The 17478-nt window shown below is 49.6% G+C and carries 16 protein-coding genes and 1 tRNA gene; 6 read left to right on the top strand and 11 right to left on the bottom strand.

Annotation, left to right across the window (positions count from 1 at the left end; genetic code table 11):
* Nucleotides 1-2: 2 nt before the first annotated feature.
* The 6 genes from ACSAZK_RS04830 to ACSAZK_RS04805 all read right to left on the bottom strand — a co-directional run bounded on the left by ACSAZK_RS04830 (nt 3) and on the right by ACSAZK_RS04805 (nt 3767).
* Nucleotides 3-74, bottom strand: a tRNA-Ala gene (locus ACSAZK_RS04830).
* 95 nt (nt 75-169) lie between these two features.
* Nucleotides 170-439, bottom strand: coding sequence for an elongation factor 1-beta (locus ACSAZK_RS04825; RefSeq protein ID WP_440956267.1), 270 nt, complete (start codon nt 437-439; stop codon nt 170-172).
* Between the two features lie 117 nt (nt 440-556).
* The gene (locus ACSAZK_RS04820) at nt 557-727 is read right to left on the bottom strand and encodes an HVO_2753 family zinc finger protein (protein ID WP_440956266.1); all 171 of its coding nucleotides are present in this window, start codon (nt 725-727) and stop codon (nt 557-559) included.
* Nucleotides 728-918: 191 nt separating this feature from the next.
* Nucleotides 919-1707, bottom strand: coding sequence for an amino acid kinase family protein (locus ACSAZK_RS04815; RefSeq protein WP_440956265.1), 789 nt, complete (start codon nt 1705-1707; stop codon nt 919-921).
* Nucleotides 1708-1797: 90 nt separating this feature from the next.
* The gene (locus ACSAZK_RS04810) at nt 1798-2781 is read right to left on the bottom strand and encodes a hydantoinase/oxoprolinase family protein (RefSeq protein ID WP_440956264.1); all 984 of its coding nucleotides are present in this window, start codon (nt 2779-2781) and stop codon (nt 1798-1800) included.
* A 14-nt stretch (nt 2782-2795) separates the two neighbouring features.
* Complete coding sequence (locus ACSAZK_RS04805) at nt 2796-3767, bottom strand: ATP-grasp domain-containing protein (protein ID WP_440956263.1); 972 nt, start codon at nt 3765-3767, stop codon at nt 2796-2798.
* A gap of 317 nt (nt 3768-4084) precedes the next feature.
* Here ACSAZK_RS04805 and ACSAZK_RS04800 point away from each other — a divergent pair, with 317 nt between their 5' ends.
* The 6 genes from ACSAZK_RS04800 (at nt 4085) to ACSAZK_RS04775 (ending at nt 12156) form a co-directional block, all read left to right on the top strand.
* Nucleotides 4085-4528 (top strand): heat-shock protein, encoded by a 444-nt coding sequence (locus ACSAZK_RS04800; protein ID WP_440956262.1) that lies wholly within the window; start codon nt 4085-4087, stop codon nt 4526-4528.
* A gap of 127 nt (nt 4529-4655) precedes the next feature.
* Nucleotides 4656-5261 carry a nucleotide exchange factor GrpE gene (gene grpE / locus ACSAZK_RS04795; RefSeq protein ID WP_440956261.1) on the top strand — a complete coding sequence of 202 codons (606 nt, stop codon included), beginning with the start codon at nt 4656-4658 and terminating at the stop codon, nt 5259-5261.
* 339 nt (nt 5262-5600) lie between these two features.
* Nucleotides 5601-7463, top strand: coding sequence for a molecular chaperone DnaK (gene dnaK, locus ACSAZK_RS04790; RefSeq protein WP_440956260.1), 1863 nt, complete (start codon nt 5601-5603; stop codon nt 7461-7463).
* 121 nt (nt 7464-7584) lie between these two features.
* Complete coding sequence (gene dnaJ, locus ACSAZK_RS04785; RefSeq protein WP_440956259.1) at nt 7585-8748, top strand: molecular chaperone DnaJ; 1164 nt, start codon at nt 7585-7587, stop codon at nt 8746-8748.
* A gap of 556 nt (nt 8749-9304) precedes the next feature.
* Nucleotides 9305-10651 carry a Trk system potassium transporter TrkA gene (gene trkA / locus ACSAZK_RS04780; RefSeq protein ID WP_440956258.1) on the top strand — a complete coding sequence of 449 codons (1347 nt, stop codon included), beginning with the start codon at nt 9305-9307 and terminating at the stop codon, nt 10649-10651.
* Nucleotides 10652-10725: 74 nt separating this feature from the next.
* A complete protein-coding gene (locus tag ACSAZK_RS04775; RefSeq protein WP_440956257.1) occupies nt 10726-12156 on the top strand; it encodes a TrkH family potassium uptake protein in 1431 nt (476 codons plus the stop codon).
* Nucleotides 12157-12375: 219 nt separating this feature from the next.
* On the opposite strand, the gene ACSAZK_RS04770 is transcribed toward ACSAZK_RS04775, so the two are convergent.
* The 5 genes from ACSAZK_RS04770 to cofH (ACSAZK_RS04750) form a co-directional block, all read right to left on the bottom strand.
* Nucleotides 12376-13599 (bottom strand): digeranylgeranylglycerophospholipid reductase, encoded by a 1224-nt coding sequence (locus ACSAZK_RS04770; RefSeq protein ID WP_440956256.1) that lies wholly within the window; start codon nt 13597-13599, stop codon nt 12376-12378.
* On the bottom strand, nt 13596-13772 hold the full coding sequence (locus ACSAZK_RS04765; RefSeq protein ID WP_082090506.1) for a 4Fe-4S binding protein: 177 nt from the start codon (nt 13770-13772) through the stop codon (nt 13596-13598). Before ACSAZK_RS04765 ends, ACSAZK_RS04770 begins: the two co-directional genes overlap by 4 nt.
* A 655-nt stretch (nt 13773-14427) precedes the next feature.
* A complete protein-coding gene (cofC, locus tag ACSAZK_RS04760; RefSeq protein ID WP_440956255.1) occupies nt 14428-15054 on the bottom strand; it encodes a 2-phospho-L-lactate guanylyltransferase in 627 nt (208 codons plus the stop codon).
* A gap of 65 nt (nt 15055-15119) precedes the next feature.
* Nucleotides 15120-16271, bottom strand: coding sequence for a 5-amino-6-(D-ribitylamino)uracil--L-tyrosine 4-hydroxyphenyl transferase CofH (cofH, locus tag ACSAZK_RS04755; protein ID WP_440956254.1), 1152 nt, complete (start codon nt 16269-16271; stop codon nt 15120-15122).
* Between the two features lie 74 nt (nt 16272-16345).
* Entirely contained in the window at nt 16346-17476 is a 1131-nt protein-coding gene (cofH, locus tag ACSAZK_RS04750; RefSeq protein ID WP_440956253.1) for a 5-amino-6-(D-ribitylamino)uracil--L-tyrosine 4-hydroxyphenyl transferase CofH, read from the bottom strand.
* Between the last annotated feature and the right edge of the window lie 2 nt (nt 17477-17478).

Below are 17478 nucleotides of genomic sequence, written 5' to 3'. Positions count from 1 at the left end.
TATGGACTCGGCGGGATTTGAACCCGCGGCCTTTACGTTGCGAACGTAACGATCTTCCCCTGATCTACGAGCCCTTTTCCGGAAAAAATGGGAAATGGGAACTGAAAAATTAAATATGTAAAGGACGGTTTTCCCGGAGAATATCCGGTTTTTCCGTATCCTTTATCCTTTATAGACGGCCGAGTTCCAGAATCTGGACGTTCTCTGCGCCGGGGACCTTTGAGAAAGCTTCTTCCACGGCTTCGGTTCCGCCTTCCTGGTCTCCGACAATTATGGTGACGATCAGGGCCTTTAATCCGAAAGCAACGGGTTCCTCTATGATTTCCCCGTACACTTCGACGCCTTCCGGAACTGCGGCTCTGAGCTTCTCTTTCAGCTCGTTAAGGTCTGTTTCAACGGTTTCCGGCATGACCTTCATTTTTGCTGCTACTTCGCCCATATTATTCCTCTCAATTATATTAATCTGATCCGATTAATCTGTTTATTGTGTATATTTGCTTTTTCCATTTTCATGGGAGTATCCGAGGTTTTTGCCTTTTCGGGCTTTTTCCTCGAATCAGGGTCCCTGGAATCCGCATTTCGGACAGGTGTAAACGTTGCCCTGCTGCCTGCAGCTGACACATCTTCCGACTTCGGCTCCGCACTTGGGGCAGGGGAACTTTACGTTGCCCTTTTCTTCCAGGCGGACACCACATGAGGTACAGTATTCAACTTTGTTTGGTGACATTTTATTCTCCATATCGATTTATTAATATAGTGAGCTTGTAACGAATTTCCAGTGAAAGAGCACCAGCCTCATGCACCATGTCCTGCTTTTCCGGCACCTGTGATAGGCCTGTGCATCCTGTGAGTTGAACAGAAACAATGCTTTCTGGATACGGCTTGCTTCTTTTCCACTACTCATATACAATATCCGATTTAAATATTCCCCTTTACCCACGTTCCCAGCACAGGCCTCCCGTACACCGCCAGAAGCACTCTTTCCGGGTATTTCCCGTTTACAATCATGCAATCCATTCTGTTTTTCAGGAGGAATTCCGGAAGTGCCCTGTCGGTACAGCTTGTTCCGGTACAGCTCGTCCCGGTTGCTGCCAGGGCAGGGGCGGAAATCTCTCTTACAAGTTCCCCTTCCAGGAAAACCCCGTCAACGTCCGTGACCTTTACGAAGCGGGCGCCCGTTTGGTGTGCGACCCATGCCGCAATCGTGTCCGAAGTCACGTCCCAGGAATGGGGCAGAGGGTCTTCGGCTTTCAGGAGTCCGTAGGGGAAAAAGATGGAAACCCCCGGTTCCGGGTTCTTTATTGAGTGTGTGGCCGCAGCCCTGCTTTTATCGAGAAGGCAGCAGGCGTACTGCTCCATCCCGAGCACCGCCATCCAGTGGGAAGCATCTGCCCCAAGCCCGAACGTCCTGTCTGCCTCCCTTACCGCATCTGCAAAGATCCCGCCACCAGGTACGATAATTATGCACTCAGGGCATGTATCGGAACTATCTTCTCCAGATCTGCCTCTCACGGAAGCTTCCTTTTCCAGGTTTCTTTCTTCCTTTCCGGAGGCTACCTTTCCGGAGGCTACCTTTTCAGAGGCTACCTTTCCAAAGGTTTCCTTTTCCTGAGCAACCCCTCCCGGAGCAAACTCTTCAACGAGCCTGTCAATTATTCCGGTGGCTTCTCTGATCAGGCTTCCACCCAGTTTGACGACCACTCTCATATTTGCCTGCCTTCTGGCTGCATTGTATATTGCTTTTGTTATTGCTTTTGTTATTGCTTTTGTTATGGCTCTTACAGACGTATCTTCAAGTTATGCCTTCTCGGAGTCAAGCAGGCGAGCGGCTGCGTAAGCTGGAAATACTTTTGAAATTTCCTCGCCCCAGTGCCCTGCAACAGAGACGCATTCAAAGCCGAGCCTCTCTGCGGCTTCTTTGATCATGAATTCCCCGAGCCCCGCGGCTGCAATTCTCCGGATCCCGTTCTTTTCCGCGACTTCAAAAATCGCTTCTGCCAGGAGAGAGACCTGTTTTTCCTTTACCTGCCTGGCCATCTCGAGGATGTCTTCTTCCCTGATTTCGGAAAGGTCCGCACAGATCACCCGGGCGAGTCTCCGCATTGCATCGGTCCTGCTCCTGCCTGCCCCGTCCGCGGTCTCACAGGTGAACTGGTCTTCCCTGATTTCCCCGAGCAGGAGGTAGGCGTCTGCAGTGGTTGCGAAGAGTTCTGAGGAGGTCCGGCAGCAGCCTTCTTCAAGTTTAACTTTCTCCAGGAGGGCTGCAAGGTTTGTCCTGAGGGTACCCGCGTATACGAGTTCGCTCCGGAGCAGCCTTGAAAAGTCCGTGTGCCCTGCCATGTGTTCTCCTGCAATTATAGGGATGATGTCACTGGTGGTGCTTCCCACGTCAACGAAAATGCAGTCTCCAAGTTCCCTCCCGATCAGCCGGGCTGAAGCCGCCCAGTTTGCAGCTGCAAGTTCCCGGAGCCCTTCGCTTTCCTGCCTGAACCTTCCTTTGCTGTTGACGTAAGAGCATTTCCCGGGCCCGAATGCGGCGTCCACTGCTTCCATTATGAAGCGGATGCCCTGTTCTTTATCTTCAAAACAGTCCGCAAGCTCCCCTGTCATTACCACGGCAACTTTTTCGGGGCGGAGCTGCTCTGCAATCTCCTTTAAAACCCCGGGAAGTTGCGTATTTTTCCAGAGGGGCAGGTAGTGCAGTTCCACAACTGTCCCGTCCGAGGAAGCAAGTTTGGTATTTGCTCCTCCGATATCAAGCCCGATAACCTTTGATTTCATCTTGATCCCTTTTTTTAATTTTGTCCGAATATTTCTCCGAGCATGTCTTTTGAAAAGCGGTATTCTCCCTCGATGTGTACCGAATCGGGAAGCCCTCCGAATTTGTTCTTCAGGAGCAGGTCTCCTATTTCCTCTTTCATGACCCGTCTGATCCCGAAAAGTGAGGCTGTGGGCCTCGGGTTTACATCTACAACATAAGGATGGTCCGCAAGCACGATATCCACACCCACATACCCCGAACAGTTCAGGCAGCTCGCTGCGGAAACTGCGGTTTCGACCAGTTCGGTTTTTCTCGAGGTTTCGTAGGGGGTAAGGCTGCCGTTGTATTTTATGCCGGACTTTGCTCCTTCTTCCTTTTCTTTTCCGGCTTTCCCGGATACGCATTTTTGCGTCCCGAATTCGATGAACTGCCGGTTTACCGTGAGGGGGAGCGGTTTTTCTCCCGCGACAAGGCTTACGCTCAGGTGCATGCCTTCGATGTACTCGCTTGCAATGACCTTCTCCCCAGGCTCGAATTCCCGGACGAGGTAAGTCTCTTCGGCTCCGCAGCCGAATCTCGGCTTTATTACGTACTGCCTCCCTTCCTCCGGCTCTGCCGCAAGCCCCGGAGCTCCTATCCCGGCATTCAGCAGGGATTCCGTGCACCGGAGTTTGTCCGCGCAGCATGCTGTGGATTCCGGGGAACAGCCCAGGTTTGTAGTGTTTTCTTCAAGGAGCCTGTTCAGTTCCGGGAGCATCTCGTCCGGGGCGATCAACAGCCCTGCATCGCACTCTCCTGCCTTTTTCTCAATAACCTGATGGAAGTTCTCAGCCGTGGACTCGATAGCTGTGCCTGCGCAGATCCTGGTGCTGGCAGTCGGGTAGTACACTTCGTGCCCCAAACGGGCAAAGCTTTCCGAAAGGGTCTTGAGCATTGCTGCCCCCTCCGGGATCAGGGACTTCTCGACGTCCGTACCGACGGCAAATTCTGCAATCAGGATTTTCATCGGAAAGGAAAAACCCGGTCATTTTATATTACTGTTTGTTCTGTTCCATTGCTTGCCTCCCTACCTCGGGATCGAACCACCGGGAAGGTAAAAAGACCTGGGTTGTTGCGAAGGTAAGAAGACCGGGGTTGCCATATACTTTTGGAAAATTTTAGATTGCCGGGAAGGTTCAGAAGATATAATAAGGAGACAAGCTAAGAAGGAAAAGTGAGCTCTTAATTGGCTGGCCGTGAGTAAAAATGGTGAGCAGTAAGTAAACCTTTATATAATTTATATAGTTTATATTCAGGAAGCTATACTTTATAAAACTTCAAAGGGTGCCTGGTAATATAAGTAGCAAAAATTCTGATTCTCCCTCGGTATTCGAGAACCCTTTTGTCAAGACTCTCTCGGTCTCGGTCCTTATGGGGATCTTTCTGGTTGACATGGGTCTCGGGCTTTTTGAGATTTTTTTAACTAAAGCAAGCCCCCTGCCTCTCGCACTCGTACTTCTGATCTTTGCGATAATGTTTATTGCCGGTATGGTCTTTTATGAACGGCACGGGATGGATCCCATAGGGTCCCTTGTAGGGGGTGGAATTGCGGGTTTCGGGCTTTCTTTCGTGCTCGTATCTCTTGTCGGGGGCGTACAGTTTGCCCTTGGAGGAGGAATTTCATCCCTGGGATGGGAACAGGTAACTTCGGCAGTTGCCGCTTCAATGGTCGCAAGTGTGGTAATGCTTAAAATACTCTCTTACAAACTTGAGGACCGCTTTTACTGATTTTTCTTTTTTCTTATTTTTTCCTGATGAAACGCTTTTTTTCATGCGTAAACTATTTATAGAATTACAAACAATCACAGGTCATGACGAGCGAAACCGTTAACATTTTTTAATGGGGATACTGCAAATGAAAAAACCCGGTAAAAAAGAAAATAAGGGCTCCGGAAAGGAAGAATCCCGGCTGGATTCTGAGAGTTCCGGGGCAACAGAGCAAAGTCCAGGAGATGAATCTGAAGCCTCCGGGGCTGAAATAAGTGCTGATGCCGCCTGCAGGGAAGAAAATTATATGCTCAGGGACCAGCTTTCCCGCCTTGCAGCTGACTTTGATAATTTCAGGAAGCGGAGCGCCCGTCAGATGGAGGAATACCGGAAAACCGTGCTTGAGAAAGTTTTGCTTGACTTCCTCGAGGTTTCTGATAACTTCGAACGGGCCCTGAAGTCCTCCAGATCTACGGAGGACATGGCTTCGGTTATAAACGGGCTTGAGCAGCTTTCCAGGCAGTTTGACTCGGTTCTGGAAAAGCACGGGCTTGAAAAAATCGAGTGTGAAAAGGCCGTCGAATTTGACCCTTACAAGCACGAAGCCGTGCAGCATGTGGAGACTTTAGAAATTCCCGACAACACGGTATTTCAGGTCTACAAGTCCGGGTATGCTCTGGACTCAAAGGTTATCAGGCCTGCCATGGTCTCTGTGGCCCGGAATCCCGGTGATGAAGAGCCCAAAGAAGAATAAGCTCTTTTACGGGTCATAAGTACCTCTATTGATTAATAATTACCTCGGTGGGTTACTTATAATATCTACGGGTCAATAAGCCCTTCAGGAGGCATTATAACTCTCCCGAGGACAAGTTAAAAAGCCTATTGTCCGGGGTTTGCATAATCCCTGGCTAAAAAGCTGAATGGGTCAAAAAGCTGAATCAGGCTCTTTATCCCTCTAAGCTGGGCTTCACATATATACGAAGCATAATACTAAGAATAAAATGCTTGGATTTACAGTTCAATTTTACAAATTCAGATTAAACCAATACACATTAAAGACATCTTTAAGTTAGCTAATTTATGGTGATATAATATGGCGAAAATACTGGGCATAGACCTTGGTACAACCAACTCCTGTATGGCTGTGATGGAAGGCGGAGAAGCTGTTGTAATTCCCAACGCAGAAGGCGGTAGGACCACGCCTTCGGTAGTCGGTTTTTCCAAGAAAGGGGAAAAGCTTGTAGGCCAGGTTGCAAAACGGCAGGCCGTTTCAAATCCCGACAACACTGTCAGCTCTATCAAAAGGTACATGGGAGATGCAAACTACAGGGTGTCCCTTCATGGAAAGGAATACTCTCCGCAGGAAATTTCCGCAATGATCCTTCAGAAGCTCAGGAACGATGCCGAAGCTTACCTCGGGGAAGATATCAAGCAGGCTGTAATTACCGTTCCCGCTTATTTCAACGATGCCCAGAGGCAGGCCACAAAGGATGCAGGGCAGATTGCGGGTCTCGAAGTCTTAAGGATCATCAACGAACCTACTGCAGCTTCTCTCGCCTATGGGCTTGACAAAGGGGATGTGGACCAGAAAATCCTTGTCTACGACCTGGGCGGCGGAACCTTTGATGTTTCCATTCTTGAACTTGGGGGCGGGGTCTTCGAAGTCAAGTCAACCAGCGGAGACACCCGCCTTGGTGGAGATGACTTCGACCAGAGGATCATAAATTACCTGCTCACAGAGTTCAAGAAGACCGAAGGAATCGACCTCTCCAAAGATAAAGCCGTGCTCCAGCGCTTAAAGGACGCTGCAGAGAAGGCCAAGATAGAACTCTCCGGGGTTGCCAGCACCAATGTGAACCTTCCCTTCCTGACCGTAGGGCCGGACGGCGATCCCAAGCACCTGGACGTTGATCTGACAAGGGCACAGTTCCAGAAGATGACTGAAGACCTCCTGGAAAAGACTCTCGTGTCCATGCGTCAGGCACTCAGTGATTCCAAACTTACTCCCAGCGACATTGAAAAGGTAATCCTCATCGGAGGGGCAACCAGAATGCCTGCTGTCGTCGAACTTGTAGAAAACTTCACTGGAAAGAAGCCTTACAAGAACATCAACCCTGACGAAGCCGTTGCCGTCGGAGCAGCTATTCAGGCAGGGGTGCTTGGCGGGGAGGTCAAGGATGTCCTTCTGCTCGACGTAAGTCCCCTTACCCTCGGTATCGAGACTCTCGGGGGTATTTCCACTCCGCTTATCGAGAGAAACACCACAATCCCGACAAAGAAGAGCCAGATTTTCTCAACTGCTGCTGACAGCCAGCCCTCTGTAGAAATCCACGTCCTGCAGGGAGAACGTGGGATTGCTGCCGAAAACAAGACTCTTGGCCGCTTTATTCTGGACGGTATACCCCCTGCTCCGAGAGGCATGCCCCAGATCGAAGTTACCTTTGACATTGATGCAAATGGGATCTTGCATGTGAATGCAAAGGACCTCGGGACCGGAAAAGAACAGTCCATCTCCATCAAGAAACCGGGCGGACTCTCCGATGAGGAGATCGACCGCATGGTCAGGGATGCGGAACTGCACGCCGAAGAAGATAAAAAGAGAAAAGAAGATGTCGAAACCCGGAACAATGCCGAAAGCCTGATCAACGCTTCGGAAAAGACCCTCAAAGAAGCCGAAGATATGGCGACGGAAGAGCAGAAGACAAAGATCAACGCTGCAATTGAGGACCTTAAGAAAGCCCTTGAAGGCGAAGATATGGAGGACATAAAGGCAAAGACCGAAGCCCTCCAGGAAGCCGTTTATGAGGTCTCCGCACTGCTCTACCAGAAGGCCCAGGAAGCGGCAGCTGCACAGGCGCAGGAAGCCGGCGAAGCAGGTCCTTCAGACGCGAAAGGTCCGGAGGACACGGTTGTTGACGCTGACTATGAAGTTGTCGACGACGAGAAGAAAGCGTAAAGGGTAAATAAAAACGAATTACAGTAATTAAAACAAACTTTGATAGTATCAGGCCGGACCGGTAAGCTGCAGCCCCCGGTTCCGGCATTCTTTATCTTTTTTAACATAACAGGGAATCTTGATGGCCACTAAACGTGATTATTACGAAATTCTCGGAGTCTCGAAAGACGCCTCAGCGGATGAAATTAAGAAAATCTATCGGAAGCTTGCCCTGCAGTATCATCCTGACAGGAATAAGGACGCCGGGGCTGAGGAAAAATTCAAGGAAATCTCCGAAGCGTATGCCGTTCTTTCCGACTCTGAAAAGCGTTCTCAGTATGACCGCTTCGGGCATGCCGGAATTGATGGGCAGTACTCGGCAGAGGACATCTTCCGGGGCGCGGACTTCGGAGGCTTCGGGGATATTTTTGAGATGTTCTTTGGCGGAGGCAGGCGGGGACCCAGGGGTCCCAGGAGAGGTTCTGACCTCCAGTACGACCTCTACGTAACTTTTGAAGAGGCCGCTTTCGGGGTCCGGAAGGATATCGATGTCCCCCGGACTGAAAACTGTTCCGTCTGTTCCGGGACCGGAGCCAAGGAAGGTACAAGCCCAAAACGCTGTCCCACCTGTGGGGGCACCGGGCAGGTACGCACCACCCATTCGACTTTCGGTATGCAGTTCGTAAGCACCACGGCCTGCAGCACCTGCCACGGTAGGGGCCAGATCATTGAGTTTCCCTGCCCCGAGTGCGGTGGCTCCGGAAGGGTCAGGAAACGGAGAAAGCTTACTGTAAATGTTCCTGCAGGGGCTGATTCGGGCCTTGGCCTTCGCCTTAGCGGGGAAGGGGAAGCAGGAGAGCCGGGGGCACCAACCGGAGACCTCTATGTCGTTATTCATGTGATGGAGCACAGGTACTTCAAACGGGTTGATTACGATGTCATATCCGAACTTTCCATCTCTTTCCCGCAGGCTGCCCTGGGGGCTGACGTAATGGTTGAAACCCTGCACGGAAAGGTAAAGATGAACATCCCTACGGGGACTCAAACCCACTCTGTTTTCCGGCTCAAGGGTAAGGGTATCCAGCACCTGCACGGGCATGGGAAAGGAGACCAGCTTGTCAGGGTTGTTATCAAGACGCCTACAAAGCTGAGCAAAGAGCAAAAAGAGTTGCTTGAGCAGTTTGAATACCTTGGGAAGGGTAAGAAACCAGCAGATGCCAGGAGTAAAAGCGAAAAGGGCGAGACAGGAAAGGAAAAGAAGAGCAAAGGTATTTTTGAGAAAGTAAAGGATGCCCTTGAAGGCTGAAAGCCGGAAATTATTTTCCCCGGTACTTCCTTTTTCCTTAACTTTTTCTTTTTTCCCGAACTTCCTTTTTCCTTAACTTTTTCTTTTTTCCCAAACTTTCTTTTTTCCTTAACTTTTTTTCCCGAACTTTCTTTTTTCCTTAACTTTTTTTTCCCGAACTTTCTTTTTTCCTTAACTTTTTCTTTTTTCCTTAACTTTTTCTTTTTCCTTAACTTTTTCTTTTTTCCTGAATCTTCCTTTTTCCGGATTTTTTGATCTCTTCAAATATTCAAACTTTTTTTATTTGACTTACTTACCCATTTACTTACTCTCTTACTCACTTTTTTTGTCCCCCCCGCATATCTTCTCCTAATCTTTCATGTCTAATTTTTTTAATTAGATATTTTTAAAAATCTTTATATATATTTGTACATTTTCTAGTATACGTGGCTTACAGAAAGGCTGCGTGGAAGTAATTTATGTGAAATTCCGGGTCATTTTCCCCGAATTTCCAAAGGTTACTTAAATAAGTAGATTTATCTATCAGAAAACAGTCCTTTTTTCGAAGGAAAATCGTATGAAAGCGGTAATAATCGGCGCAGGTGAAGTTGGTTATCATATTGCAAAGGCTCTTTCCCTCACAAACGACGTAATCGTAATCGAAAAAGATGAAGATGCCCTGAAAAGGGCGGATGGACTTGACGTGCAGGTAGTGGAAGGAAACGGTGCGAATGCCGACGTTCTTGCTAATGTGCTTCCTGACGCAGACATTCTGGTTGCTGTCACGGGGGTCGATGAAGTAAACATCGTAGCCTGCATGACGGCCAAACTGATTATCAGGGCCAGGCCCGGGTGGAGGGAATCGAAGACCATTGCCAGGGTCAGCAACCCCGATTACATTGATATGCCAGTGACTTCCAGGGCCCAGGTCGGGGTTGACCTTATGATCTGTCCCGAACTTGCTCTTGCATCCGAGGTTGCAGAGGTACTGGCAAGTCCTTCAGCTATCGATGCTGAAATGTTCGCGGAGGGAAAGGTCCAGATGATGGAGTTCGCCATCAGACCTGAAAACAGGCTTGTTGGCAAGCAGATGCAGGATCTCAAGCTTGCAGACTGCTGCATCGTTAGCGCAGTCTTCCGGGACAATGAGATTATTATCCCTCATGGGAACGATATCATCAAGGGAAACGACCATATGGTGGTCATAGGCAAGCCACAGGCAATGGAAACCCTCGGCAGTGTTTTCGGAGGTGAGGTTGCTCACAGGAATAGAATTCTTGTTATTGGCTGTGGGATTGTTGGCTTTTACCTATGCAAAATACTTGATAGGGATGAAAATTCGGACCTCAAGATCATTGAGAACCGGAAAAGCCGCTGCATCGAAGTCGCGGAGGTGCTGGAAAAAGCCCTGGTCCTGAACGGGGACGGTACGGATGTAGGTCTCCTCAGGGAAGAAAATATCGAGGAGATGGACGTTGTCGTTGCGGTTACGGACAGCGATGAGAAAAACCTTCTCTGCTCCCTTCTTGCAAAACAGCTCGGGGCGAAGAAAGTGATTGCCAGGTCTGACCGCTCGGACTATGTGCCCCTTTTCGAGATGGTGGGCATCGACATGGCGGTGAGCCCCAGAGAGGCAACCGTAAATGAAGTCCTGAAACTTACTATGGGTAGGGGTATCGAGACCCTTGCTACCCTTGAAGGGGAAAAGGCGGAAATTATTGAGTATACTACTTCAAGGGAATCAAAGATTGTAGGAAAAGCCCTCAACAAGGTTAAGTTCCCCAAGGGCGCGATCATCACCATGGTGGTTCGTAATGATGATATCATCGTCCCTAGAGGGGATTTTGTGGTCCGGGAAGGGGATAGGGTGATTATCTTTGCTTTATCTTCCACGGTTCAGCTTGTGGAGAAATTTTTCAGGTAAGAAAAATTTTTCAGGAAAGGGATGGATATGCATAGTTATAAAAACCTGGGATGCTGCAAAAACAGAGGATCCGCATGAATTTTAAAATTGTTTTTTATGTTCTTGGCGGTTTGCTCCGGCTCCTGGGGATGCTAATGATCATCCCGCTGGCTGTGGCATATTATTATAATGAATCTCTGGTCCCCTTCCTGATTTCAATTTTGATAACGGCCGTTACCGGTCTTTTCCTGCTTACTTACAAAACAGAGGGAGAATGGCTGCGTAAGGAAGGTTTTGCGATCGTTGGCCTTGGCTGGCTTGCGGTTGCCGTTTTTGGGGCTATTCCCTTTGTTCTGGATGGGATTTCCCCTTTAAATGCCCTTTTTGAGTCCATGTCAGCTTTTACGACCACAGGTTCCACCATTCTTGTGGATATTGAAAGCCATTCAAGGAGCATCCTCTTCTGGAGGTCTATGATGCAGTGGCTTGGCGGCATGGGTATCATCGTTTTGTTCATTGCTATCCTGCCCAAACTCGGGGTTGCAGGCAGGCAGCTTTTCCGTGCCGAGGCTCCGGGTCCCACTGAGGATAAGCTCAAGCCCAGGATCCGGGAAACAGCAAAGATCCTCTGGATGGTCTATATGGTAATTTCTGTCCTGGAGGTCGTGGCCCTTCTCCTGGCGGGAATGTCTCTCTATGACTCTGTAACCCATACTTTCACCACCATGGCCTGCGGAGGCTTCTCCCCCTACGGGACAAGTATCGAGGCTTTCAACAGCCCCCTCGTAGAGTTCATAATCACCTTTTTCATGTTTGTTGCAGGCGCTAACTTCGCCCTTCACTACAGGGCTATCTACGTGGACAAGAATTTCCTGTTCAAGGATGACGAGTTCCGTTTTTATACTGCTCTCACCCTTGGGGCAACCGGGCTTTTGACCCTCTTGCTCTGGCGGGATCTTGGGACAGGCCTTGTTGATTCCTTCAGGTTTGCCATCTTCCAGGTGGTATCCATCATGACCACCACAGGGTTTGCCACAACGGACTTCAATCTCTGGCCCGAATCCGGGAAAATGATCCTCCTTATGGTCATGTTCGTAGGTGGCTGTGCAGGTTCTACAGGGGGAGGTATCAAGGTCGTGCGCATCCTAATGCTGCTCAGGCACGGGCGTGCGGAACTCTTCAAGACAATGCACCCTCGGGCTGTCCGGGGCATCAAGTTCAACAACAAAACCGTGCCTGAAGAAGTTGTAAACTCCATCGTCTCGTTTGTTGTGATCTATCTCCTTGTCTTCTTTTCGGGAGCCCTCATCCTTTCGGTGCTAGGCATGGACATCATAACTTCAATCACGGCCTCCATCGCAACCCTTGGGAACATCGGTCCCGGCCTGAATTTGGTAGGCCCCATGGGCACCTTTGACTCCATCCCCGCTGTCGGGAAGCTGGTCCTTATTGCAAACATGTGGATCGGAAGGCTTGAAGTTTACACCGTCATCCTGCTCTTTACGCCGGAGTTCTGGAACAAGTGAATTTCAGATTTAATTGTAGTAGTCTATGAAGAAAGCGACTTGCATTTTCGTTACGAAAAGACTTTCTTTTCAACAGAATCTCTTGTAGCTTGTTACAAGGATAGTCAATCGGCAATAGGCATAAGCTATGGCATTTTGTGTATTTTGGAAGTACTTGAGAGTACTATCATGCCGAATAAAAATATATTAAAAAAAGGAATAAACCCTGTTTCCGGGGAATCAGAGCTTATTTTTCGCCACTTCTTTTGCCGCATCCTTGAAAAGTACCCTGAGGTCCCAGAGCAGTTTCTTGTTGGCTTTGAAGAGGGCGTAGAGGAGGTCCAGAAGTAGCATTCTCTCGAACTTCACGTCCTTGAGGGAATGGGCAAGGGAGTTCAGGGCTTCGTCGTCCAGGTTGATGAAGCAGTTCTTGACGACGAGGCTCATGTCAATTTCATGGCCTACGGTAGTTCTCCAGCGCTTTTCATAGGCTTCTTCAAGCATTTCCTCGGAAACGTCTCCTGCGGAGATGGCTTCGTAAGCTGCTTCTCCTGCGATTTTCCCGGCGTCCATGGCATTGATGATCCCGCCGCCCGTGATAGGGTCGGACTGGCGGGCTGCATCTCCTACAAGTATGAGCCCGTTTGTTGAGGTTTTTTCAATGCTTCCTGAGACCGGGACCCCTCCTAAAACCATTTCTATAATCCTGCCTTCGGGGAATCGTTTCTCCACAAATTTATTCAGATAGTCGATTGGTCTTGGCTTGAACTTTCCTGTCTCACTTCCGAGAAGGCCGATCCCTACGTTTGCCTTCCCCTCTCCTTTCGGGAAGATCCAGACATAGCCTCCAGGAGCGAGTTTTCCCCCTATATAAAACTCACAGTATTCCTGGTCAATGTCCAGCCCTGTCATCAGGTACTGGGCGCAGGTTTCAATGTCAGCAGGTTTCAGGGCGGTGTCGATCCCGGCCCACCTTCCTACCTTGGACTCAACCCCATCGGCCCCTATGACGATGTCTGCCCTTACCTCATACTTTTTCCCGAGGTGCATGAGCCTGGCCCCTTTCACAAAGCCGTCTTCGATGATCAGGTCTGTGGCTCTTGTCTTGACTCTTACCTCTGCCCCCGCTTCTGCCGCTTTTTCCGCAAGGGCTCTATCAAAAATCTTCCTTTCGAGAACATAGCCGACTTCCCCGCCGGAGATTTCTTCTGCCATTTCTATCAATGTGCCGTCCGGCGCGTAAATTCTGGAGCCTTTCAGGTCGGCACAGATCCACTTTTTGTCAATCTCCACGTGATTCTTGAGGTATATCTTGCTCGCACCCTCGGCGCAGCGTACAGGGTCCCCGATTTCCTGTCGCTTTTCAATCAAAAGTACGTCAAGTCCCTTCTCTGCCGCAGTTTTCGCGGCAATGGAGCCCGCAGGGCCAGCTCCGACCACTATGACATCGTACCGGTCTTTCATTTCATTACCTCAATTGCCCCCACCGGGCAAATACGGTCACACATCCCGCATGAAATGCACATACTTTCATCTACTTCCAACCAGGTTTCTACAAGTTCGAGTGCCCCTCTGGGGCAGACTCCCACACAGGTACCACAATATCCGCATTTGTATCTGTTTACTTTTATGCTCACTAACTCACCTGTTATATTTGACGGCAAACTAAGGTAATTAATTGGTAAATGGCAGCTTATGAATATGTATAATTATGGATAACGTCAACTTATTGAACGTATCAACTTATTGAACGCATCAACTCGGAACGTATCAACTTATTGAACGTATCAACTTATTGAATGTATCAACTTATTGAACGCATCAACTCGGAACGTATCAACTTATTGACTGTACCAACTTATTGAACGTATCAACTTATTTAATGTGTTAAGTTATATACTAAGTTAGCTGTGGAAATAAGACAATTTAAAGCAGATAATAATAATTCTCTAACATATAGTTTTTGTTACTTAAGATAATCCCGGCTTGAAGTCCTATTTTCCGCTTCAGCTATTTACTGTGCCGGACTTTCTTCCTGTTTATTCAGGTTTCTCCCCACTCTGTGATATTTTTTTCTACCAGGTCTTAGGAACTAATTCTCATCTGTCCTGCCAGGTGAACTGTTTTTGGGCCTGTCCTGTTTTTTCCGACTGCCCGATTCTCCCTCGTACCCCACATACCTTTTACTTTAAAATTATTTGACCATTACGATGCTTCCGGAGTTTTCTCTAAAAGATGCCCTTCCGGCTTAGCCCTTCGGGTCTTAAAGGTCTGCAGGCATTTTCTCCGCGTTCAAAGCGGAATGAGCTTGACCCTTCCTTTGCTGACTTCAAGCCTGAACTTACCGTCTATGTAGGCTTTTGAGGGTCCATTTCCGTGGATAAGTAGTTCTACCAGGTCTTCCGGTTCGTCTATATCCGTGCCTGCGAGGAAGGAATCGTAGATTTCCAGGCTCTGGCAGGCTTTGGTAGCTATCGAACAGTGGGTCAGGAAACTTGAGCCGTAGTATTTCACCTGGTATAGGGAGGGATTCCTGATAAAGAGGGCATTTGTCCCTCCCCCCTTTCCGGGGACGATGCAGACATCCTTTTCGGTGGAGATAATTTCCTTTATATGTTTGGGGGACAGCAGAGGAAGGTCTGCCATTGCGATCAGAACCGGTTCTCCTGCCTGTTCCAGATAAAGGTTAAGGGCTTCGTTTAGCCCATTTTCATCAATAAGCACTCTGGCTTTTTCCATAGCTTCAAGCCCGTAGCCCGAAGTGCTGAGAATATCTATTTTTTCGATTCCGGCTTCTTCGAGGGAGGCTATGACCTGGTCCAGCATGATTCCGACAAACTCTTCCCTTTCCCCCAGGCTGAGGACAGGGGACAATCGGGATTTTGCACCGGCTTTCTTATAGGGAATTACGGCTCTCATCTTTACTCCTGCTGCTTCTTCGTTTTTGTGGTGCCGGGAATTTTTACCTGGTTCCTTCGGCTTTCTTATTCCTTGCTACCTATTCCTGCTCTCTTGCAGCTCGGGACTGTTCCCTGGCTGCCCGGGCGGGGTTCGACCTGCCTGTAAAGGGTATCCCGCTGCATCGGGATTCTTCCTGCACCTTTTATCATCCACTCAAATTCTTCTGGAGATACATATTCCCCGTGGCTGCCGCCGGAGGCTGTGGAGATCTGGTCTTCCATAAGGGTCCCTCCAAGGTCGTTGGCCCCGCAGTGGAGGGCTACATGTGCCAGTTTTTTTCCGAGTTTTACCCAGGTGGCCTGGATGTTGTTGACGTGGGTGTGCAGGATCACCCTGGAAATCGCCAGGAGCTGCAGGTCTTCAAGCCCGGTGCTGGAGAACTTCCCGGATGCAAGCATTTTTTCCCCGATCCGGTTATTGTAGGGCAAAAAGGACATCGGAATAAGTTCTGTAAAGCCGCCCGTTTCCTGCTGGATCTCACGGATTGTAAAAACGTGGTCAAGGCGCTCTTCCAGGGTTTCAACATGCCCGTACATGATGGTTGCGTTGGTGGAAATCCCGGTTTTGTGGGCTGCGGTTATAGTATCAATCCACTGCCGGGTGTTGATCTTGCTCGGACAGATAATTTTCCTTACCCTGTCGGACAGGATTTCCGCTGAGGTCCCGGTAAGGGAGTCCAGCCCGCTTTTCTTAAGTTTTCCGAGGGCTTCTTCCACGGACATGCCGGAAATCCCTGCTGCATAGTTGACTTCCATCGGGGACAGGGCATGGATGCACATCTCAGGAAACTCGGCTTTTATGGATTCTATGATCTCAAGATAGAATTCCATGTCCGCTTCCGGCGTATACCCTCCCTGCACACAGACCTCAACGGCTCCTGCCCTTTCGGCCCATGCGACCTTTTCCAGGATTTCCTCGACACTCAGGATGTATCCGTCTCCGGTCCTGTAGGCGCAAAACCCGCAGGTTCCGACGCATTTGTTTGTGATGTAGATGTTCCTGTTTGCTACATAGGTGACCACGTCGCCCACGGCAAGGGCGCGTAATTCATCGGCAAGCGTGAAAAGCTCGAAAGGATTTCCCTCAAGCAGGGTAAAGGCATCTTCTTTTGTACATTTTCCCCGGTACGCCCTTTCAATGACGTCTTCGGAGATTGTCGGTTTTTTACTGTCCATCCCGATCATTCCTGTCCGTGTTTTGTCTAATCTGGTTTTTCCTGTAGGCCCGGGCTTCTTTCCTTTCCCCGGTTTCACTGGAGCGTTCCATACCCAGCCGCTTTTTTGCGACCGGAAACTGCCAGCTTATTCACTCCCCTGTAAAGGGTATTCCTCTCTTTAGGGACCCTGCCGGCCCCGTGGATCATCCATTCCAGTTCTTCAGCCGAAAGGAGTTCTCCGTTATTCGCCCCTGCTGACTTTGAAATGCTCTCTTCCATCAGGGTGCCTCCCAGGTCGTTGGCTCCGCAGTGGAGGGCAAACTGGGCAAGTTTTTTCCCGAGCTTCACCCAGCTTGTCTGGATGTTCTCGACATGGGTATGGAGAAGGATTCTGGAGATTGCGTAAATTTTCAGGTCTTCCGTTCCGGGGGTGGCGTACCTGCCTTCCCGGATCATTTTTTCCCCTATCGGGTTGTTGTAGGGCATGAACGGGAGGGGGACAAATTCGGTAATGCCGCCGGTTTCCCTCTGGATCTCCCGGACCGTAAGGATGTGCTCTATCCTCTCTTCCGGGGTCTCAACATGCCCGTACATCATGGTTGCGGTTGTGGGAATCCCTGTGGCATGGGCCTGCCTGACCACTTCAATCCATTCTCCTGTCCTGAGTTTCGAGGGGCAGATGATTTCCCGTACGCGGTCGGAAAGGATTTCTGCAGCCGTCCCTGGCATGGTATCAAGTCCGCTTTTCTTGAGCCTGGAAAGGGCTTCTTTTACAGTAATTCCGCTGATGTGGGCGGCATGGTAGACTTCCATGGGGGAAAAGGCATGGACGTGCATTTCCGGCCATTCGGCTTTTATGGCCTCGACTATTCCCTGGTAAAAGTCCAGGCCCACATCAGGCAAAAGCCCTCCCTGGATGCAGACTTCCGTGGCTTTTGCACTGGCTGCTTCCCTTACCCTGGCAAGGATTTCTTCAAGGCTCAGGATGTAGCCCTTATTGTCCCTGAATGCGCAGAACCCGCAGGTTCCAACGCATCGGCTGGTGAAATTTATGTTCCTGTTCACAACATATGTGACCTCGTCTCCCACGGCAAGGGCGCGGAGCTCGTCCGCAAACCTGAACAGTTCGAAAGGCGGAGTCTGCAGGAGCAGGCGTGCGTCTTCTTTCGTGTTCTTTCCCTGATAGGCACGTTCGATGAGGTCGTCCGGGATTCTTCTGTCCATTT

Origin of the sequence: Methanosarcina sediminis, from assembly GCF_052056915.1 — an archaeon.
Classification (GTDB): Archaea; Halobacteriota; Methanosarcinia; order Methanosarcinales; family Methanosarcinaceae; genus MTP4.
This window is presented reverse-complemented; position numbering and strand designations above follow the sequence as displayed.

Bases quoted from the DNA above. Each gene is read 5' to 3' on its own strand.
- ACSAZK_RS04825 (WP_440956267.1), bottom strand. From the start codon at position 439: ATGGGCGAAGTAGCAGCAAAAATGAAGGTCATGCCGGAAACCGTTGAA.
- ACSAZK_RS04820 (WP_440956266.1), bottom strand. From the start codon at position 727: ATGTCACCAAACAAAGTTGAATACTGTACCTCATGTGGTGTCCGCCTG.
- ACSAZK_RS04815 (WP_440956265.1), bottom strand. From the start codon at position 1,707: ATGAGAGTGGTCGTCAAACTGGGTGGAAGCCTGATCAGAGAAGCCACC.
- ACSAZK_RS04810 (WP_440956264.1), bottom strand. From the start codon at position 2,781: ATGAAATCAAAGGTTATCGGGCTTGATATCGGAGGAGCAAATACCAAA.
- ACSAZK_RS04805 (WP_440956263.1), bottom strand. From the start codon at position 3,767: ATGAAAATCCTGATTGCAGAATTTGCCGTCGGTACGGACGTCGAGAAG.
- grpE (WP_440956261.1), top strand. From the start codon at position 4,656: ATGAAAAAACCCGGTAAAAAAGAAAATAAGGGCTCCGGAAAGGAAGAA.
- dnaK (WP_440956260.1), top strand. From the start codon at position 5,601: ATGGCGAAAATACTGGGCATAGACCTTGGTACAACCAACTCCTGTATG.
- dnaJ (WP_440956259.1), top strand. From the start codon at position 7,585: ATGGCCACTAAACGTGATTATTACGAAATTCTCGGAGTCTCGAAAGAC.
- trkA (WP_440956258.1), top strand. From the start codon at position 9,305: ATGAAAGCGGTAATAATCGGCGCAGGTGAAGTTGGTTATCATATTGCA.
- ACSAZK_RS04775 (WP_440956257.1), top strand. From the start codon at position 10,726: ATGAATTTTAAAATTGTTTTTTATGTTCTTGGCGGTTTGCTCCGGCTC.
- ACSAZK_RS04770 (WP_440956256.1), bottom strand. From the start codon at position 13,599: ATGAAAGACCGGTACGATGTCATAGTGGTCGGAGCTGGCCCTGCGGGC.
- cofC (WP_440956255.1), bottom strand. From the start codon at position 15,054: ATGAGAGCCGTAATTCCCTATAAGAAAGCCGGTGCAAAATCCCGATTG.
- cofH (WP_440956254.1), bottom strand. From the start codon at position 16,271: ATGGACAGTAAAAAACCGACAATCTCCGAAGACGTCATTGAAAGGGCG.
- cofH (WP_440956253.1), bottom strand. From the start codon at position 17,476: ATGGACAGAAGAATCCCGGACGACCTCATCGAACGTGCCTATCAGGGA.